We start from the raw sequence: 18,300 nt of genomic DNA, 5'->3' as shown, positions 1-18,300 counted from the left end.
CCTTTATATAAATATATGCGATTGTTTTTTACTCAAGGAGTCGTGCTATGGGCAAGAAGGCACTATCACTGCCTGCATTTTCGTTGATTGACTATGCGGTGGCCCCGATCAATAGTGTACAGGACGTCACCACAGCGATGCAGCGACTGATAGCAGAGGGCGTGTCGTCACTGGCCCTGATTACCCTGCCGTTGCATTTCGACTTCAGAGAAGGCACCGGTAACGCGGGTGGTACATCCATCCAGAAAAGCGTGCAATATTACGCGGAACGCCTGCGCCAGCTCGTACGTAAGTCAGACCAGGTCTTCCTGCATAAAACGACCCTCTACATCCTTTTACTCGGGGCTGATCTCCATGGAGCAGCCATCGTTCAGGAGCGCCTCTGGGAAGAGCTCCTATGGCGAGTCCACAACGCTCCCGAAATGGGGATCGCGCGTCCGAGCGTCATGGCTATTGGCCATAGCTCCTATCCCCTGCCGGACACAGATATACAGGGCTGCATCGCGGCGGCGCGCACCAGCCATCTCATCTTCGAAGTGCAATCCATGCAAAGCCAGGGCGCCTCTACAGAAACAGAGGAGCTCGCGCAACAGGCGCGACAGATGGGGATTCCCTATCTCTCACTGTTGCCCCGGAAGGTACCCGCTCGTCTGCAACAGGTGATACCACCTCAGCTGGCCCATGAGCTCCACTGCTATCCCATTGGTCGCGAACGCAATACGCTGACCGTGGCCATGACCAATCCGCACGACAGCCAGGTGCTCGCACGCCTGCAACAAATAACGGGCCTGCAGATCTTTCCTGTGATTGTTCCACCACGAGAGTTACAAACGGCGCTAGAACAGTTTATTTGATATCGGTCATCCCCTTCTGCTACAATGAGCACGGCATGGCGCCAACCGTGTGTATTGCGCCAGCCAGTCCAGATCGCTCTGGACTCGATAGCAGCAGAAAGGTTCTGGCCTTTTATGAGAATATTAATCACCGGTGGCGCAGGCTTTATTGGCTCCCATATCACAGATCACTATCTGGCCGAAAACCACGAGGTAGCCATTGTCGACAATATGTGGGAAGAGGGAGGAGGGAAAGAGGCCAACATCAATCCTGCTGCCCGCTTCTACCAGACGGATATCACTGATGAAGAAGCGCTCAGCCGTGTCTTTGATGAATTTCAGCCCGAAATCGTCAACCACCACGCCGCACAACATAGCGTCGCCATCTCCACGAAAAATCCCCAGCTCGACGCGCGCGTCAATGTCCTTGGACTGCTCAACGTTTTAACCCAGAGCCAGCGGATCGGGGCGCGCAAAGTCATCTTCGCCTCCTCAGGCGCGACCTATGGCACGCCGGCACGCCTACCCATCGATGAGGACACACCCCAGCGTCCCGAGTCACCCTATGGCATCACCAAGATGGTGGCCGAATATTATCTACGCTACTGGCAGCAGGCCCAGGGACTCAACTTCACCGCGCTGCGCTATGGGAACGTGTACGGACCACGGCAAGATCCCAATGGGGAAGCCGGCGTGATCTCTATCTTTGCCAGGCGTTTCCTGAACCACGAAGAGGTGCGCATCGACTGGGATGGAGAGCAGAAGAAAGATTATGTCTTTGTGGGGGATGTCGCGCGTGCCAATGTGCAAGCGCTACAACGCGGCGATAACGAGATCTTCTGTATCGGCAGCGGCCGCGCTGTCTCTGTCAATGAGATCTATCAGATCCTCAGCGACATCACGGGCTTTGAGGCCCCCATTACCAAAGCCCCCAAACGACCGGGAGACATCTACCAGGCCGTCTTCAACGCCGGCAAGGCTGAACGCCTGCTAGCCTGGAAACCGTCCGTCACCTTTGAAGAGGGGGTGAAGGCGACAGTTGATTTTTTCCGCCAACGCGGGTAAATCGGACGCGAGGTCCGAACATATGAGGGCGCGTAGTACGTGGAGAGGAAATCGGACGCGAGGTCCGAACCCCATATGTTCGGACCTCGCGTTGGGGTTATGGTTGGGTGATGGGTTGGCGCATGGCTTCGATGAGGACACTGGCTACTTCGGGGCGCGAGAACTCGCGGGGGGGAACCTCGCCCGCCTGCAACATCTGGCGCACTTTGGTGCCGCTTAACATAATATGCTGATCGCTATCATGGGGACAGGTCTTCTTGGAGGCCATGGCGTCACACACTTTGCAGAAGAAGGTGTGGTCGAAGAAGATGGGGGTGATCCCCAGTTTATCGGCATCGAACTTGGAAAAGATGAGCTGGGCATCGTAGGTGCCATAGTAGTTACCAACGCCCGCGTGGTCGCGGCCAACGATAAAATGCGAACAGCCATAGTTCTTGCGCATCAACGCATGGAAGATGGCCTCGCGGGGTCCCGCGTAGCGCATCGCCGCCGGCAGCACGCCTAGGATTACGCGATCCTGAGGATAATACTTCTCCAGCAGAACCTCGTAGCAGCGCATGCGTACATCGGCGGGGATATCGTCGCCTTTGGTATCGCCCACCAGGGGATGCAGATACAGCCCATCGACGGTTTCGAGCGCGCACTTCTGAATATACTCATGGGCGCGATGGACGGGATTGCGGGTCTGGAAGGCCACGATCCGTTTCCAGCCGCGCTCGGCGAACAGGGCCCTCGACTGCGTTGGGGTATAGCGGTACTGCGCGAAGTTCTGCGGCTGCAGTTCCAGCACCCGAACGGGTCCACCCAGCAGTACATCGCCCTGCTGATACACGATCTTTACGCCGGGATGGGCATCCTCTTCAGTTCGATAGACCTGCCGGGCCTCCAGAGCCTTATCGTAGCCGAACTTTTCCTGCACCGTCATGACAGCCTGCACAGCCCCATCGGCATTGACCAGCGCCACCTCAGAGCCTTCTGGCAACGTCTGCGCCTGCTCCGTTGTCACCGACAGGGTAATCGGGATAGACCAGGGCAACCCATTGCTCAGGTGCATTGTATTGACCACCGACAGATAATCATCCCGCGTCATAAAGCCGCGCAAGGGGCTATAGGCGCCATTGGCCAGCATCTCCAGGTCCGCCAGCTGGCGCGAACCAACTGTAACCTGAGGTAAAGTAGCCGCCCGCTCCAACAGCGCGGGCCGCTCCGCATCCGCCGCCAGATTAATAATTAACTCCCCACCATGGGGTGCAATCAAGCCATTTGACATCTTTCACTTCCCTCTAAAATAAGAAACAGGCTATGCACGTCCAGTAATTGGTTCCGGCTCAAGATAGCCCAGCTCTTCCAATTTAGCAAAAATGCGACCGACGCTCTCCTCAACGGTCTCTTTATCCGTCTCAATCACCAGCTCGGGATGCTCGGGCTCCTCATAGGGATCGTCCACGCCGGTAAAGTTCTTGATCTTCCCCTCATCCACAAGCTTGTAAAGACCCTTCACATCGCGCTGGCGGCACACATCAATTGGACACTTCACATATATCTCGACAAAGTTGCCAATCTCCTGTCGCGCCCATTCACGCGCCTCGCGATAGGGAGCGATCGCGGCCGAGATACAAACAACGCCATTGCGCGTCAACAAACCGCACACAAACGCGATGCGCTTGATATTTGTGTCGCGATCCTCTTTGCTAAAGCCCAGCCCCTTACTCAGATGGGTACGAACCACGTCACCATCGAGAATTTCCACATTGCGACCCCGAGCCCGTAAGCGCTGCTCGATAATCTCCGATAAGGTACTCTTGCCAGCGCCCGATAGACCGGTGAACCAGATAGTAAAACCAGCGTTTGCCATAATGAGTCGCTCCTTTGTCAAACAGCGATCACCGGGATGTATCTATCCCGATGAGTATTTCAGATATGGGTGATTGCCATATGTCTGTTATGACGGTTAATCTGATTACAAAACAGAGATTTTTCGTAGAATATTGTAACATCAGTTGCAATTAAATACTATAAATTAGGCAATAGGCGATATTTATCGTGCAAAATAGCAACGCCAGTCACATATCCTATGGTCAGAATATATATAAGAAAGATTTTTTTCAGGAGTGCATTCTCACCCCTCACTGCGTTGTACCCACTCCTGAAAAAAATCTTTCTTATGAAAGTCCCTGGCAATTCATTTCATTTTGGGGGTATATTAATACGCAGCATAGTCTTTTTGGTACATTCAGGCATAGCTCTTTATAGTTGCGCCTGAACGAAAATTACGTATATTTCAGGAATATAAACTCATCCATGATTAGAGCCTCATGCACCTATCTTTTCTAGTCAAGAGGGAGGGTTTTATTTTTCTGAGGAAGATGTACAGCAGTACATTGTAGGTAGAGGAGTCATAAATTTCATGGCTACTAATAATAAGAAGGTACGTGTGGCGATTATCGGCGTTGGCAACTGCGCCAGTTCACTCGTACAGGGTGTCCAGTACTATCAGAATGCACAGGGAGAGGACTTTGTGCCGGGCTTGATGCATGTCAATCTCGGTGGCTATCACATTCGTGATATCGAGTTCACAGCTGCTTTCGATATAGATAAGAACAAGGTTGGGAAGGATCTGAGCGAGGCTATCTATGCCGAGCCGAACAACACCTATCGCTTCGCAGACGTCCCTCATCTCGGCGTGAAAGTCTATCGCGGCATGACACACGATGGTCTGGGCAAATATCTGTCGCAGATCATCACCAAGGCGCCAGGCCAGACCGATGACATCGTCAAAATTTTGAAGGAGACCCACACCGACGTGGTCATCAGCTACCTGCCCGTCGGTTCAGAGACCGCGACCAAGTGGTATGTGGAGCAGATTCTGAAGGCGGGTGTGGGCTTCGTCAACTGCGTCCCGGTCTTTATTGCGCGTGAGCAATACTGGCAAGAACGCTTCAAGGAGGCGGGCCTGCCGATCATCGGCGATGACATCAAGAGTCAGGTAGGCGCCACCATCGTCCACCGCATGATGGCGCGCCTCTTCCGTGAGCGCGGCGTCAAGCTGGAGCGCACCATGCAGTTAAACGTGGGCGGCAACACCGATTTCTACAACATGCTGGAACGCGAGCGCCTGGAATCAAAGAAGATCAGCAAGACCAACGCGGTCACCAGTCAGCTTGATTATGAGATTGGTGGAGACAACGTACATATCGGCCCATCGGATTATGTAGCCTGGTTGAAGGACCGCAAATGGGCCTATATCCGCCTGGAGGGACGTACATTTGGCGATGTGCCATTGAACGCCGAGCTCAAACTCGAGGTCTGGGACTCACCGAACTCGGCCGGAGTGGTCATCGACGCGGTTCGCCTGGTCAAACTGGCCCTGGATCGCGGCATCAGCGGCACCCTGGAGGGTCCCAGTTCGTACTTGATGAAGTCGCCGCCGGTGCAATACCATGATGACGTTGCCCGCGAGCTGACCGAGGCCTTCATTACCCAGGAAAAGGCCAGCGCAGAAGCGCCCGCGATTCCGGTAGAGCGCGTTAACGGGCACAAAACCACCAGCACAGTCGAATAGCCAGACACAACAAAAAGGCGTTCGTACCCACAGATTGTGGGTACGAACCAGCGCCGTCCCTTACAAAAGATGCTGGGAAAACTCGCAAAGATGTTCTAAGCTTCCATACCACTTCAGCACAGCTCGTATCTTGTCACCTGGCACATTATGCCGCGCCCCTGGAGGGATGCCCTGCTTCTGCCTGGAATTCAGGCAGTGGCGCCACCAGAAGACGCAATGCCACAGGTTATTCTTATCGAGGTTGTGGTTGGGCTGGAGGTGTATTCGAGTTCGTGGCCGGATTCGTTGCCGGGTTTGTAGCCGGATTTGTAGCCGGACTCGTTGTTGGCTGCTCTGTAGCATTTGTACGCAACAGTTCTTCACGTACAATTGTTACATCAGGGGGTGCGCTAATCCCTATTTTGACGCGCTCACCCTCGACGGCCAACACTGAAATGTTGATCACCCCAGCAAGCACAATACTTTCACCAACTTTTCGTCGCAAAACAAGCATGTAAAGCTCCCTTCATAAGAAGCATAGCCTAAGCGTCCCTGCGCCGCGACTAACATTAGCAAGGGCGCCTCTTTCAGCGTGACCGCGTAAGAAAAACCAGGTAGCGCATGCGGGTCGCCATGCAACTTCCATTAGACGCAAAGGGATAACACTATGGGTAGAGCAGACCTGGCTAACCATCACGACAACTCTTCATGCATACCAACAAAATGGGTTTCATTTCTTAGTATACACCTTGCCAGGGCAACACTATCAACATTATAAGCACCAATACGAATAGACGTCTGTAATGTTTCAACGCGAGTCATATAGCTTTCTGGTGCCACTGATGAGATATCTGCTAACCATGGGATTGTGACCATGCGCGCGACACGAGCCATCTGATCTAGCCAGGACAACGGTCTCCGCCGTAATGGTGATGGCCCTTGAATGCAATCTCCCCGCTGCGCATGAACCAGGTACAATTGTGAACCCACACTACCTACTTTCATGGAAACGACTCCCTAAAGAAAACACGTCTCATGAGTGTTAGACGTTCCATTATCTCCACCCCATCCATTCGCCTTTTCCCATCATACACCATAGTATCGGACCCTATTTTTATGTTCAATAGGGCCCAACCAGGGCAGGCAGCGCGCAAGCTAAAAAATTTCAAGAAATTTTCCTGCGACCACGCGATCCATGTCCCGTGAGCGCCCTGGTTTTTCTCGTTTCCTGGTTTGCGTAGGTTGGAGAGGTAGTGTCCGTGTTTTCTTTCTGGCGTGCGTCTCCCTTTGCCGCACCTGCGTGTTTCTTTCGGCCCCGACCCACGCCGACCGCTTCTTCTTGCTGCTCCCCCTCATCCAGATGGTATACATGGAGAGTGCTTCGCAGCCGCATAATCGCCTGGATATGGAGCTGGCAGACACGTGATTCCGAGACACTTAGGACTTTGCTAATCTCCTTCATCGTTAATTCTTCTTGATAGTATAAAGCCAGTAGCAGTTTTTCACGCTCGGGCAAATGATCGATGGCTGCCCCCAATATATCTGTGAGTTCCTGCTGTTCAGCCTGTTCGACAGGCCCGGGAGAACTTTGATCCTCTAGCAATTCAGAAAGGGAGGTCACTTCGTCATCTTGAAGGAGAGAGCCAAGTGGAGCATCAAGAGAGAGTACCGTGGCATTCATTTCCAACAACATCTGCCGATAGCGTTCCGTCGACACCCCTATTTCCTCCGCTACTTCATCTTCCTTAGCTGGCCGCCCCAGGCGTTGCTCCAACACTGCCAATGCACTTTCAACCTGGCGTACCCGCGAGATAGCTGAACGGGGCAGCCAGTTGAGCGAACGCAGTTGATCAATGACAGCGCCGCGAATACGCACGGAAGCAAATGCCTCAAAGCGAACTCCACGGGCAGGATCAAACCGATCAATAGCATTGATCAGGCCAATCATACCATAGCTGACAAGATCCTCGGCATCCAGTAATCCCGTCGGAGGTATTCCTAAACGTCCAACCACAAATCGGACGAGAGGAGCATAGAGTGTAATTAATTCGTTGCGAAGTTCTGCAGTCCTGTGCTCGACATATTTTCCCCAGAGTCCATCTACCTCTGCTGGTGCATCTGTACCCATACTACACCTCTTTTTGCATAAAACTTTCGCCGCACATTCCCCGCCCACTGTTGAGTAGAAGTGTAGCGTCCAGGCAAGCAGTCTTAACATTGACACAGGTCCCTTGATTGCTCCTGCAAGAGTCCTCAAGTCAAAAAGGTATAGTCTGGCCTGTGGAGAGCCGATAGAGGAAGGTATAGCAGCAAAATGGGGAGGCCAGATGCGCAGAGGTGCAGTTCACTAGACCGCAGATACGAATGCTGATAAATAGAGGAGATGCGCGATGAGAGATATGCCACCGCCCAATGAATTCACCGATCAGCCAAAACAGGGTGCACATAGGCTTGAAATGAAACACTATCATCCCGGCACTGGCAAAGATCAACTCCTGCTGGATTATCTGATCGACAGTGGCTTCCAGTGGGACGAGGCTGTCACATTACTCAACCTGCGTGAGCACCTCTATGAAAACGCGGAAATGCGCCAGCGTATCACAGAAGATTATCGCATGCACTTCGTGAAATGGCTCTACGAGCAAGGCCTGGTCAACGACGAACTGGATGTATAGGTGGGTAAGAAGAAAGACAGACAACGCGGCGCGTGGAAGATTGCCCACGCGCCGCGTTGTCTGTCTTTCTTCTTTATCCGGCTTACTGGCCCTCAATGATATAAACATAGGCCTGAGCCTGTGGATCCATGCAGGAGAGCCAGGCGCCCCCACAGGAGCTTACAGCAATGTCAACCGCCCCCGGACCAGCGTTATAGCCCGCCAGCGCCTTGGCGTAATCACCATGAAAGCGGTTGTTCAGATCACCCATAAATCGAGCGCCCCCATCCAGCGCGGCCACCGGATCATGCGGATCAAAGCCCATCTCCTTCGCCGTTTCGGGCATAAACTGGGCAATGCCGATCGCCCCAACGTATGAATAGGCATTGGGATCAAAATGGCTTTCCTGTTGAATCTGTCGCACATAGAGATCCGGGCTAATGCCATATTTCTCAGCATCCTTCCGCGCCAGATCCACATATTTGGCTTTATCTCCACTCAGCGGCTCATTGTAACCATCTGGATTACCACTACTGCTGCGGGATAACAAATCAAGATCTTGCGTCCTGGGAACACTGGTCGAGTGTAACAGACCACTAAGCCCCCCGCTCTGCGACCCAAGTGGGGTCAGCGATAGCATCATGATCATGAATGTACCCAGCATTGCTAACAGGGTCAGACCCTGTCGCCAGCGCACTGATAAGTGACGCCGTCGAAAATCCATAGCCTCGGTATCAGGCAGATGCTGTCTTTTTCCGGGGATGACCAGCGGCACCTTGCGATCGCGCGAGATGATTACCGACTGCGGGAGAGGCGTTACTGGAGCATTGCTTAACGGAATTGAGATCGAAATAGGATTTGGATACAGCTGCCTCGTCGTTCTTACCGCGGGCAGATTCCGTTGCATGCCCTTCTGTTCTACACGCAAGCCGTTCTCACTCGTTGGCGCCATAGGCATCTGTCCACGACTCCCCTGCTGCGCGGGAAATTGTGAGAAGCCTCCACCAGGTGGCATGCTCGGCATCGGTATCGTTTCTGGCTCGGGCGGCAAATTGCGCGTGACATTCGCAGCAACGTCAGAAGCGACAGAAATAGTGCTGGCACGATGATCGCCTGGTGGGTTCTTCTTGTTAAAAGATTGCTTTGGTTGAAATTGAGACATCTCTGTACTCTAACCACCTTCGATATATTCAGTGCGCGTCACAGTGAAATAAAATCATGCTATTTGTTACACACCACAAACAGCTTAACGGAGAGTGGTATCTGGGTCAAATACGCCGCAATAGACAGGACCTTCGGTCCATTATGCGCACGTATTTAGTACTAAAAAAAGGTAGGAAAAGATTTGTTTTGGCCCAAAGGTAATGATAATAAATATGTCGATATTAATTAATAAGAGGGATTGGAACGACACAACGGATCGGTGCGAATGCACCGATCCGTTGTGTCGTTCCAATCCCTCACACCTCTCGCTGTTAGGCGCGGAGGGTGACGTTGGTGGCTCCGTCGCCGCCTTCCTGGGGTGGGGCGGTAACATAGGATTTGACCAGTGGATGGCGAGTCAGGGCTTCGCGTACGGCGGCACGCAGGGCGCCTGTGCCTTTTCCATGGACAATACGTACGGTTGACATGCCGTACAGGACAGCGTCATTGAGGTAGGTGTCCAGCTCTTCCAGGGCGTCTTCGACGCGCTGACCACGGATGTCTAGCTGCAATCCCACAGGAGCACGCTCTTCTAATTCCGTGCGCACGACACTGGGACGCGTGCTGTACCTCTCTTCACTATTGACCTTGCGTTTGCTGATGCGTTCGATATTATCGACGTTGACGCGGAAGCGGAGCGCACCCATCTGGACCTCTGCCTCACTGCGGTCGGATGAGAGTCCAACCAGGTCGGCATTCTGGCCAAAACTGAGTACGCGTACAGTATCGCCGATCTGCAATGGTCCTTCAAGCTTCTCGCTTGGTTCGGCCGTTCGCCTGCGCTGAGGCTCGGGGACCACGCTGACCTTTTCCTCCAGCCCACGGGCTCGCTGGCGCGCCTCGTTGAGCCGTTCACGTGATATTTGACCGCGATTGACATCGACGCGCACTTTGGCTAGCTCGCTCAGAACGCTATCCAGCTCGCGCCTGGCCTGGCCACGGGCCTCGTTTAAGATGCGTACACGCTCGATCTCCAGATCCTGACGCTCTTTTTCCAGTTGCTTGCGTTGGTATTCGGCCTCGGCATGCTCCATGCTGAGATGGAAGCGCTCGTCCTCGGCGGCCTTGCGCTCACTCTGCAGATCCTCAAGCAGGTTCTCCATGCGCACGCCGGCGCTACCCAGGAAGCGGCGCGCGCCACGGATGATGCGCTGATCCAGTCCCAGGCGCTGCGCGATCGCCAGCGCATTACTGCGTCCCGGTAGACCGATGCTCAACTTGTAGGTTGGCGATAGCGTCTCGACGTCGAACTCCACCGAAGCGTTCACCACGTTCTTCTGCTCGTGGGCGAAGGCCTTGAGCTCGGTATAGTGGGTGGTTGCCACGGTGGTCACGTGACGATCCAACAGGAAAGTCAGAATGGCACGTGCCAGGGCCGAACCTTCACTGGGATCGGTACCGGCTCCCAACTCGTCAAAGAGAACCAGGACATTGACGGGCTTCGCCTCACGCTGGGCCAGTTCCTCACCAAGCTTGCCATGCAGATCTGGCTTGCTACGCTTGCGCGCATCCTCAATCGTTTTCAGGATCTCAATGATGCGGCTCAGGTGCGACGAAAAGGTACTGAGATTCTGTTCAATGCTCTGTTCATCACCGATATCCGCGAAGACATTCTGGAAGATAGAGATCTCAGAGTCATCGTCCACCGGGATGTGCAGGCCCGACTGCGCCATCAGGGTTAACAAGCCCACGGTCTTCAAGGCCACGGTCTTACCACCGGTATTTGGACCGGTAATCACCACCATATAGAAGTCGAGCCCGATATGGAAGTTCGTCGGCACCACTTTGCCGGTGAGCAATGGATGGCGGGCGTTGCGCAGATTGACAATGCCTCCCTCATTAAGTTTAGGAGACGTTGAACGCGTCATGCGGCTATAGCGAGCCTTGGCCAGGTTGAGATCAAACTCAGCCAGCAGCTCAACGCCCAGCTTTAACTCTTCCGCGTCCTTACCGATCTCGGAAGAAAGGACGCGCAGGATACGTTCAACTTCCTGCCGTTCCGCGACCTGGAGCTCGCGCAGTCGGTTGTTTAGCTCAACGATCACCATTGGCTCGACAAAGACGGTCGCGCCACTGGAAGATTGATCATGAACGATGCCGCGCACCTGGCCACGCGCATCGGCCTTAACCGGAATGACATAGCGATCATTGCGGGTGGTGATAATCGCCTCCTGCAGGGCAGGACCAAACTCGTTTACCAGCGTACGCAGACGATCCTGCAGACGCTGGTTCGCGCCACGGATATCGAAGCGCAACTTGCGCAGGGCCGGACTGGCCGTATCCAGTACCTCACCATCCTCGCTGACCGTCTCCTCGATGCGCCGCACAATGTGTGGCTTTTGTGGGATATCGGCACCCAGGGCGTGCAGCAGCGGGAAGACCTCCTGGTCCAGCTTGTCCAGCGCGCGCGCTACATATAGGATGCTGCGCGTGGTCGCCAGCACCTCAACCAGGTCCGTGGGTGATAGTACGCCATCGCGGGAGGCGCGCAATAGCAGGGGGCGGATATCGTGGGCGCCACGCACCCCGATGTCCGCGTTCAAATCGATCAAACGCGTTGCCTCGGAGGTAAACGCCAGGCGACGACGAGCCTCGTCGATATCGGTCGTCGGCTCCAGGGAGAGGACTAAATCCTTACTGGCCGAGAACGCCGCCTCATGCGCCACCTTCGCTAAGATCTTTGGAAACTCTAGCGTCTGTATACTTTTCTCGTGCATAATCTCGTCTTGGGTCCTTCTTTACACAACACAGCACTGCGTCAGCCCTGGACGCAGCATCTCTACACAATTCTCATGGCATCCGCCCCGAAAAGAAACATTCCTGCGGTGCTCGGAAGTATTTTGTAGTGTTGGTGCAACAGATGTGTAAATGCGCACCTGTTGCACCAACACTACAAAATATGTGCGGCCGCGTAGGCGGACGCCCGAACGGGGGCGATCACTTTCCATGATCTTTCGGGTTGGCGAAGCTTGCTCTCTAACAATTTCGGAATATTTAACGTAAAATAGGTAATATAGTACATGGAGAGAATGCGTGTGCGACGCTTGCCTGACAGGCGTGACTCTCTCGCGGAAGACATCTCAATCTCACTTATCCAAATTGAGAACCTGGCTGCTTTGTTGCAGGCTTATCAATCTTACACATCAAAGGAAGAGAACACGATGGCAAAAGCACTTGGTGGCACACAGGACATCCAGCAGGCCCTGGTGAAGGCACCTACGCTACAAACACTATGGGTGACGCGCCTGGCAACTGGCCTGGGTATCGTCGTATGCGCCCTTATCTCGCTTGTAGGCACGAGCTGGGATATTCAATGGCATCTCTTTGTCGGTCGGGATCGCACACTGATCCCGCCTCATATTATGATGCTTACAGGCATAACATTGGGTGGTCTCCTGGCGTTAACGGCTGTCTGCGTAGAAACGATGGTGGTTCGGCGTAAACCCCAACTAGCACAGTATAGCACACAATTCGCCGGAATGTTCTATAGTTCCCTGGGAACCTATATCGCTGGCTTTGCGGCACTGGACGCGGCGATCGCTTTTCCACTCGATAGCTACTGGCATTCTCTGTACGGTATCGATGTGGCTCTATGGACCCCTTTTCACGTGATGATCCTGGTAGGGATGGGCAGTATGCCGCTGGGGGCTGCCTTTATGCTACGCTCGGCGGGCCAGCTGGCACGGGTCGCCGGACAGAGGCGAGGTGAGCGGATCAGCGCGCTGTCAACAGGCGTGGCGTTAAGCCTGGTGCTCAGTATTTTCACGATCCTGCTCTCAGACGCGCTTACCATCACCAACTATTTAGATCTGGGGCTGTTTAAACTCTGCCTCTATCCTCTGCTGGCGGGTTTCTTAACCACCTTTATCCTGATGACGGCCCAGACGGCGGTACGCGGTCGCTGGTCAGCGACAACCGTGATCCTGCTGTATATCGTTGTAGGCCTGATCTTTACCGCCTTTGTGCCGCCAGCGACAAGCTACCTGGTTGCCGCTGAACATCTACAATATCGACGTGCCCTGAATGCATTCGCCTTTGTCTCCATTCTGGCGGTACGCCTCTGGCCCATTCTGCCAATTGTACTGGCCCCCATCTTTGATCTGGTGATCAACCGGGCCCGTCGGCAGCGATGGTCATGGCGACGCTTGCACTGGAGCAGCGCCCTCCTGGGTCTGCTGGCCTGCGTACCAATGACCGTCTTCCAGCTCAATTCAGCACTGGGAGTCATGAGCCGTAGCGGACTGATCGGCACGGTAGCCAGCCTCTCGCTCGGATTGATCGGCACCTATATCGGCACCGCCCTTGGACGGCAGACGGGCGAAAGCATCCAGCAGGGAGATGCCAACCAGGCGACTGCTTCGCAACAAGCATGCCGAGGGTAATGTATTCATGAATTGAATGCGAAAGGAAACGTGGGCGCCCGTGTACGGAGCCGCTTCGCGACAAGCGGGAGCAAGCCCCAATACGTTCAACTTTAGAGCAAGCAACAAGAGAAAGAGAAGCAGTACGTGCGGGGCTTGCCCCCGCTTGCTTGCTCGCCGCTCGAAAAAGCAGCAAGCAGAATGCGATGCATCGCATGCAACCGTTCCTGGTCGCTTTGAATCAGCTTTCCGCTTGGGGGACAAGCAAGCGGGGGCAAGCCCCGCACGTACTGTGGTCGTTTCTCGTTTTGCATGATCTTACATTGAACGTATTGGGAGCAAGCCCGGCACCTACGGTCATGTGTGCGCACAGGCTCGCCTATATTGGAACTATCTGCCATGTGGGTCGTATACCAGATAGAGAAGAAGAGATATATACCAGGTAAAGAAGAAATTGGAGTGAGCATCGTGATTTTACATGTAGGAGAACGTGTCTTCTGGGGTGCTCCGGAAGTCATTTATCTGGAAGGTACTATTGCCTCTCTACAACCTACGGAACAACTGGCGATCGTGCACATTGATCGCGCGACGCCACATTCCGCCCATCTGATCGATAGTGACATTCCCTTCGCGGCCAACGGACTGGTTCCACTGAAAGGTGACAGCCCTCCAGGAACCACCGATAAACGGAGCGTCGAACGGCTACCACCTCCTCAATTGAGCGACGACGAAAAGGTACGGCGAACCGCCGCGACCGCGATCCACCAGGTTTACGGCTATCAACTGCCATCTGACCAGGAAGAAGCATTGATTGAGCAGGTCAAGGGAGAACTTGAACGAGATCCAGCCAAGCGGGCTCAGATCATCGCATCAATGGATGAAATTCTTAAGCGCGAATGGTAAGGACATAATACGTGGGATGTGAGAATGAGAGATGCGTAGGATACCTACGCATCTCTCATTCTCACATCCCACGTATTAGAAGTGGAAGAGGTACCAGGCTATCTGAATACGTTCTTTCTCCCTGCGAAGTTGTTCATAGACAATAATTATAAATCAGCATATACTTAAAAGTAGGCAAATTCATTCACTATGGAGCATTGTGTCCATGAAGTGTCAACGATGTCAGGCGCAACTGAGCCCGCAGGCACGTTTCTGTCCACATTGCGGCGCGATCGTGGAGGAGACAGAGTCGCCTGCGGCAGAGGAAGATACAGCAGTGGAGGAGGTAAAGGGGCAGGAGATGGAAAGCGGTACCACATCGGAAGACGCCACCTTGCGCGTTTCACCCGAGGAGATGCGCGCGATGCGAGCATGGCAGCAAACGCTAAAAGATCAGTCTGGCAAGTTGACTACTCCTGAACAACCACTGACCGAATCCGACAGTAACGTCTTACATCACAATGCCAGCGCCCCACTTCCTCAGGAAGCAACCAAACCAGGCCAATATACCGCAGAATTGCCGACCGTGCCGGTCTCCATCTCTAGTATTACCCATCCAGAACTTCACACGCCGGACGAACAGCCAGCCATTTCATCGCAAGCCGCCTTGTCACCATTCCCACAAGCCGCCCCGTTGTTATATTATAAGCTAAACACAACTACGAAAGGGTCTCAAATGCTTCCAGCTGTTATCAATTCGGCCTATTCACAGGGTGAGGCACCACGACGTCGACGGAGTAAGGGTGGCTGCATCCTGGGTTGTCTCACCACCCTTGTTCTGCTCCTGATTATTATAGGTGCTGGCTGGATCTTTATCCTGCGTCCCTATGCACATAATATCGCTCAAACTGAACTCGATAAAGCCATGACGTCTGCGGTAGATCAGATGCCCTCGTCTCAACTCACGCAACTGTTGCCACCCGGCTCCACGCTGCCAATCAATGAGAGCACTATCAACAACCTGATCGTGCTCAACCTGGCGCCATCGAACCCGGTCCAGAAACCCGAGACGAGCATCACGCCCCAGCGGGTCCGCATAGCTTTCCAGGTCTATGGCTATCCCTCCGCAATTAGTATGGTGCCCACGCTAGATAGCAGCGGACACCTGGTAGCCAATGATGTCAACGTCGAAGGGGTGCTGGGCCTCATCGAATCTCCGGACGAGCTCAAACCGATGCTGGATAAGCATCTATCCGATGCGCAGAACAAGCTCGGGCGCTCAATTAAAGCGGTCAAGCTCGACAATCAGCAGCTAACCTTCACGTTATAAGTGATGTGAGAGAACAAAAAATGGACCGGTCAATGCCGGTCCATTTTTTGTTTCGCCCGCATTATTTTTTGCGGCGGCGTCTCCATTTGTTCCAGCCGACGAAGAGGCCGGGGAGGAGGAGCATGCTGGCGGTGCTCAAGGGATTAGCGCTCTGCTCCGATGGAACGGCAACCTGAGCCTGCGCGGAGGCGGATGTGGTGGACGCGGTCGCGGGCTGGATATGGCGAATGGGGCACATAGTCGTTCCGTCGGTCTGCGGTGGCGCTCCTACCTTGTTGAAGACGGATGATACGCCGGGCAAGAAACCGTAGTTATCCTGTCCCAGGGGCCAGTAGACCAGGGCCGCGCGCCCGATAATGTTCTGCTGCGGTACACAGCCCCAGTCACGTGAATCCGAGCTTCCATTGCGATTATCGCCGAGCACAAAATAGGCGCCCTGGGGGACCGTCATATTGGTGATGGGGGGATAGGGATTGCCCTGCCGATGTGGGTCAACATAGGTCTCGCTCAACTGCCTGTTGTTGACGGTCACGTTGGTCCCCTGAATGGTAATCACGTCTCCAGGCATGCCAACGATACGCTTGATGTAGTCCTGGGTGGGATTGGGGGGAGCCACGAATACGATCACGTCTCCGTGAGACGGTTGATGAAAGAAATAAGACCATTTATCTACAATGACCAGTTCCTGGTTATGTAAATTAGGCTCCATACTCATGCCATCAATATTGAAGTTCTGTACCGCGAGACGGATGACCAGGAACATTAAAACGGTTAAGACCAGGGTCTCTATAATTTCACGAACGAGTCGATATCGTTTCTCAAAATCAAATTCTAAATCCACCGATTTTCCTCTGTACTCTGGCTAGTCAAGGGCTAGCTCGACCAGGACGACGCTACCAGTTGTTCGTGGTACCCGATGTCAACGTTTCTTCTTACACCTTGAGCATACCAGGAAAACCCCTGGTATAGCGAAAAATATTACCCCACCTTCCCCAGAAGTACTACTTACCAGGTGAACGTTGCCGGAAAGGTTATCAGTCCTGGTAGCGTTGGTCGGAACGTGCGCAAAGACAGAGGAAACATCGGGCAGGAAGCCGCTGTTGTTATCGTTGAGAGGCCAGTAGACCAGGGCCGCGCGCCCGATGATGTTCTGACGCGGCACAAATCCCCATAGACGAGAATCAGAGCTATTCTTTCGATCGTCGCCCATGACAAAGTATTCATCCTTGGGCACAACCTTGTTCACAATCGGCTGATAGGGATTGCCCTGATATGAGGGATCAACATAGGTCTCCTGTAAGGCGGTATTATTAATTTTAACGGTCGTGCCCTGGATGGTAATCACATCCCCGGGAACCGCAATGATACGTTTAACATAGTTCAGGGCCGGATCTGGCGGAGCCACAAACACAACAACATCCCCGCGCGCAGGATCATGCAGGTGATATGAGACTTTATCGACCATGATTCGCTCTTTATTATGCAGGCTTGGTTCCATGCTGGGGCCGTCAACATCGTAGTTTTGTACCGCCAGGTTGATGATAACAAACATCAAGATTGTGAGAATAACCGTCTCGATAATCTCGCGCATGAGGCGATGTTGTTTGCTGAGTTCTTTTTTGTCTTTCAAACCATTCACCTTGTCATTGCAACGTATATATGTGGAACAGTATTTGGATGAGCACCATCAATTGATCGCTAGCTACACATAGAGCGGCCTAGCGTATTGCCCCATCTTTATTATATCCGTCCTGTGAACTTGAGCTCCATAACAAATACCGCCACACGTGCATCTCCATATTTTAGTATATCCGCGGCGAGCCTTCCAGGTTGCGAAAAAGCGCTATTGCATTTTGTTCAAAAAAGCTAGCATTTGAACTGAATCCTGGAGGAAATATACATTTATTATACATTTTTCCCCCTTACACCACAAATCGCCACTTCTTTGTGGTAGGCTTAGAGGGTGTCAGACACACTTTTTACGGGGGCGTGAGCGCCCGCGCCCGAGCGTCCGCTTGCGCGGCCGCATTGGTTTTTGAGTAGGTGCGGCAGGGGTGCGCAGATGCGCACCCCTGCCGCACCTACTTAAGCAGAGAGCTGCGTTCTCAAGACGGGTGGTGCAGGAGGGCGGCGAGCCCCAATACATTCAATGTAGTGGCATCAGTAGGTGCGCCCCTTGCGGGCGCTTGCCGCGAAGCGGCCCCTCAAGACGGGTGGTGCAGGAGGGCGGCGAGCCCCAATACATTCAATGTAGTGGCATCAGTAGGTGCGCCCCTTGCGGGCGCTTGCCGCGAAGCGGCCCCGTGCCCGGGCGCGCACGTTCCACCAACGATGCCATCTCCCCTCTTAAAGGGACGTCAACGTGTTATGTTGAAAGTATCGGCGGCAAGCCCTGCTGCATCAACTCAAAAAGTCTGACACGCAGAAAAAA

At 53.6% G+C, this 18,300-nt stretch carries 15 protein-coding genes; 7 read left to right on the top strand and 8 right to left on the bottom strand.

The window, feature by feature from the left end; genetic code table 11:
• Window positions 1-47 precede the first annotated feature (47 nt).
• Together AABA21_RS27880 and AABA21_RS27875 are read left to right on the top strand one after the other, a co-directional pair.
• Entirely contained in the window at window positions 48-854 is an 807-nt protein-coding gene (locus AABA21_RS27880) for a GspE/PulE/PilB domain-containing protein (protein ID WP_338255262.1), read from the top strand.
• Between the two features lie 114 nt (window positions 855-968).
• Window positions 969-1,898 (top strand): NAD-dependent epimerase/dehydratase family protein, encoded by a 930-nt coding sequence (locus tag AABA21_RS27875; RefSeq protein WP_338255260.1) that lies wholly within the window; start codon window positions 969-971, stop codon window positions 1,896-1,898.
• A gap of 97 nt (window positions 1,899-1,995) precedes the next feature.
• Here the strand turns inward: AABA21_RS27875 and sat are convergent, their stop codons facing one another.
• Together sat and cysC are read right to left on the bottom strand one after the other, a co-directional pair.
• On the bottom strand, window positions 1,996-3,168 hold the full coding sequence (gene sat / locus AABA21_RS27870; protein ID WP_338255259.1) for a sulfate adenylyltransferase: 1,173 nt from the start codon (window positions 3,166-3,168) through the stop codon (window positions 1,996-1,998).
• A 30-nt stretch (window positions 3,169-3,198) separates the two neighbouring features.
• Entirely contained in the window at window positions 3,199-3,753 is a 555-nt protein-coding gene (gene cysC / locus AABA21_RS27865; RefSeq protein ID WP_338255258.1) for an adenylyl-sulfate kinase, read from the bottom strand.
• Window positions 3,754-4,305: 552 nt separating this feature from the next.
• On the opposite strand from cysC, the gene AABA21_RS27860 reads away from it, so the two are divergent.
• Window positions 4,306-5,460, top strand: coding sequence for an inositol-3-phosphate synthase (locus AABA21_RS27860; protein WP_338255256.1), 1,155 nt, complete (start codon window positions 4,306-4,308; stop codon window positions 5,458-5,460).
• Between the two features lie 232 nt (window positions 5,461-5,692).
• On the opposite strand, the gene AABA21_RS27855 is transcribed toward AABA21_RS27860, so the two are convergent.
• On the bottom strand, window positions 5,693-5,953 hold the full coding sequence (locus AABA21_RS27855) for a carbon storage regulator (RefSeq protein WP_338255253.1): 261 nt from the start codon (window positions 5,951-5,953) through the stop codon (window positions 5,693-5,695).
• Window positions 5,954-6,604: 651 nt separating this feature from the next.
• On the bottom strand, window positions 6,605-7,567 hold the full coding sequence (locus AABA21_RS27850) for a FliA/WhiG family RNA polymerase sigma factor (RefSeq protein ID WP_338255251.1): 963 nt from the start codon (window positions 7,565-7,567) through the stop codon (window positions 6,605-6,607).
• Window positions 7,568-7,829: 262 nt separating this feature from the next.
• On the opposite strand from AABA21_RS27850, the gene AABA21_RS27845 reads away from it, so the two are divergent.
• On the top strand, window positions 7,830-8,114 hold the full coding sequence (locus AABA21_RS27845) for a hypothetical protein (RefSeq protein ID WP_338255250.1): 285 nt from the start codon (window positions 7,830-7,832) through the stop codon (window positions 8,112-8,114).
• Between the two features lie 82 nt (window positions 8,115-8,196).
• Here the strand turns inward: AABA21_RS27845 and AABA21_RS27840 are convergent, their stop codons facing one another.
• Window positions 8,197-9,255: a lytic transglycosylase domain-containing protein gene (locus tag AABA21_RS27840; protein ID WP_338255248.1), complete on the bottom strand. Its 1,059-nt coding sequence runs from the start codon at window positions 9,253-9,255 to the stop codon at window positions 8,197-8,199.
• A gap of 313 nt (window positions 9,256-9,568) precedes the next feature.
• The gene (locus tag AABA21_RS27835) at window positions 9,569-12,013 is read right to left on the bottom strand and encodes an endonuclease MutS2 (RefSeq protein ID WP_338255247.1); all 2,445 of its coding nucleotides are present in this window, start codon (window positions 12,011-12,013) and stop codon (window positions 9,569-9,571) included.
• Window positions 12,014-12,457: 444 nt separating this feature from the next.
• On the opposite strand from AABA21_RS27835, the gene AABA21_RS27830 reads away from it, so the two are divergent.
• The 3 genes from AABA21_RS27830 (at window position 12,458) to AABA21_RS27820 (ending at window position 15,869) form a co-directional block, all read left to right on the top strand.
• Window positions 12,458-13,678 (top strand): hypothetical protein, encoded by a 1,221-nt coding sequence (locus tag AABA21_RS27830; protein ID WP_338255246.1) that lies wholly within the window; start codon window positions 12,458-12,460, stop codon window positions 13,676-13,678.
• 438 nt (window positions 13,679-14,116) lie between these two features.
• The gene (locus tag AABA21_RS27825) at window positions 14,117-14,560 is read left to right on the top strand and encodes a hypothetical protein (protein WP_338255244.1); all 444 of its coding nucleotides are present in this window, start codon (window positions 14,117-14,119) and stop codon (window positions 14,558-14,560) included.
• A 205-nt stretch (window positions 14,561-14,765) separates the two neighbouring features.
• Entirely contained in the window at window positions 14,766-15,869 is a 1,104-nt protein-coding gene (locus tag AABA21_RS27820) for a zinc ribbon domain-containing protein (protein WP_338255242.1), read from the top strand.
• A gap of 61 nt (window positions 15,870-15,930) precedes the next feature.
• Here AABA21_RS27820 and lepB (AABA21_RS27815) read toward each other — a convergent pair whose 3' ends face one another.
• Window positions 15,931-16,710 (bottom strand): signal peptidase I, encoded by a 780-nt coding sequence (gene lepB, locus AABA21_RS27815; protein ID WP_338255240.1) that lies wholly within the window; start codon window positions 16,708-16,710, stop codon window positions 15,931-15,933.
• Between the two features lie 78 nt (window positions 16,711-16,788).
• Window positions 16,789-17,499 (bottom strand): signal peptidase I, encoded by a 711-nt coding sequence (gene lepB, locus AABA21_RS27810; RefSeq protein WP_338255238.1) that lies wholly within the window; start codon window positions 17,497-17,499, stop codon window positions 16,789-16,791.
• Window positions 17,500-18,300: the final 801 nt, after the last annotated feature.

Source organism: Dictyobacter halimunensis (assembly GCF_036245075.1).
The sequence above is the reverse complement of the archived record's forward strand: the minus strand, read 5'-3'. Positions and strand labels throughout refer to the sequence as shown.

Coding starts and splice junctions, on each gene's coding strand:
- AABA21_RS27880 (WP_338255262.1), top strand. CDS start 48: ATGGGCAAGAAGGCACTATCACTGCCTGCATTTTCGTTGATTGACTAT.
- AABA21_RS27875 (WP_338255260.1), top strand. CDS start 969: ATGAGAATATTAATCACCGGTGGCGCAGGCTTTATTGGCTCCCATATC.
- sat (WP_338255259.1), bottom strand. CDS start 3,168: ATGTCAAATGGCTTGATTGCACCCCATGGTGGGGAGTTAATTATTAAT.
- cysC (WP_338255258.1), bottom strand. CDS start 3,753: ATGGCAAACGCTGGTTTTACTATCTGGTTCACCGGTCTATCGGGCGCT.
- AABA21_RS27860 (WP_338255256.1), top strand. CDS start 4,306: ATGGCTACTAATAATAAGAAGGTACGTGTGGCGATTATCGGCGTTGGC.
- AABA21_RS27855 (WP_338255253.1), bottom strand. CDS start 5,953: ATGCTTGTTTTGCGACGAAAAGTTGGTGAAAGTATTGTGCTTGCTGGG.
- AABA21_RS27850 (WP_338255251.1), bottom strand. CDS start 7,567: ATGGGTACAGATGCACCAGCAGAGGTAGATGGACTCTGGGGAAAATAT.
- AABA21_RS27845 (WP_338255250.1), top strand. CDS start 7,830: ATGAGAGATATGCCACCGCCCAATGAATTCACCGATCAGCCAAAACAG.
- AABA21_RS27840 (WP_338255248.1), bottom strand. CDS start 9,255: ATGTCTCAATTTCAACCAAAGCAATCTTTTAACAAGAAGAACCCACCA.
- AABA21_RS27835 (WP_338255247.1), bottom strand. CDS start 12,013: ATGCACGAGAAAAGTATACAGACGCTAGAGTTTCCAAAGATCTTAGCG.
- AABA21_RS27830 (WP_338255246.1), top strand. CDS start 12,458: ATGGCAAAAGCACTTGGTGGCACACAGGACATCCAGCAGGCCCTGGTG.
- AABA21_RS27820 (WP_338255242.1), top strand. CDS start 14,766: ATGAAGTGTCAACGATGTCAGGCGCAACTGAGCCCGCAGGCACGTTTC.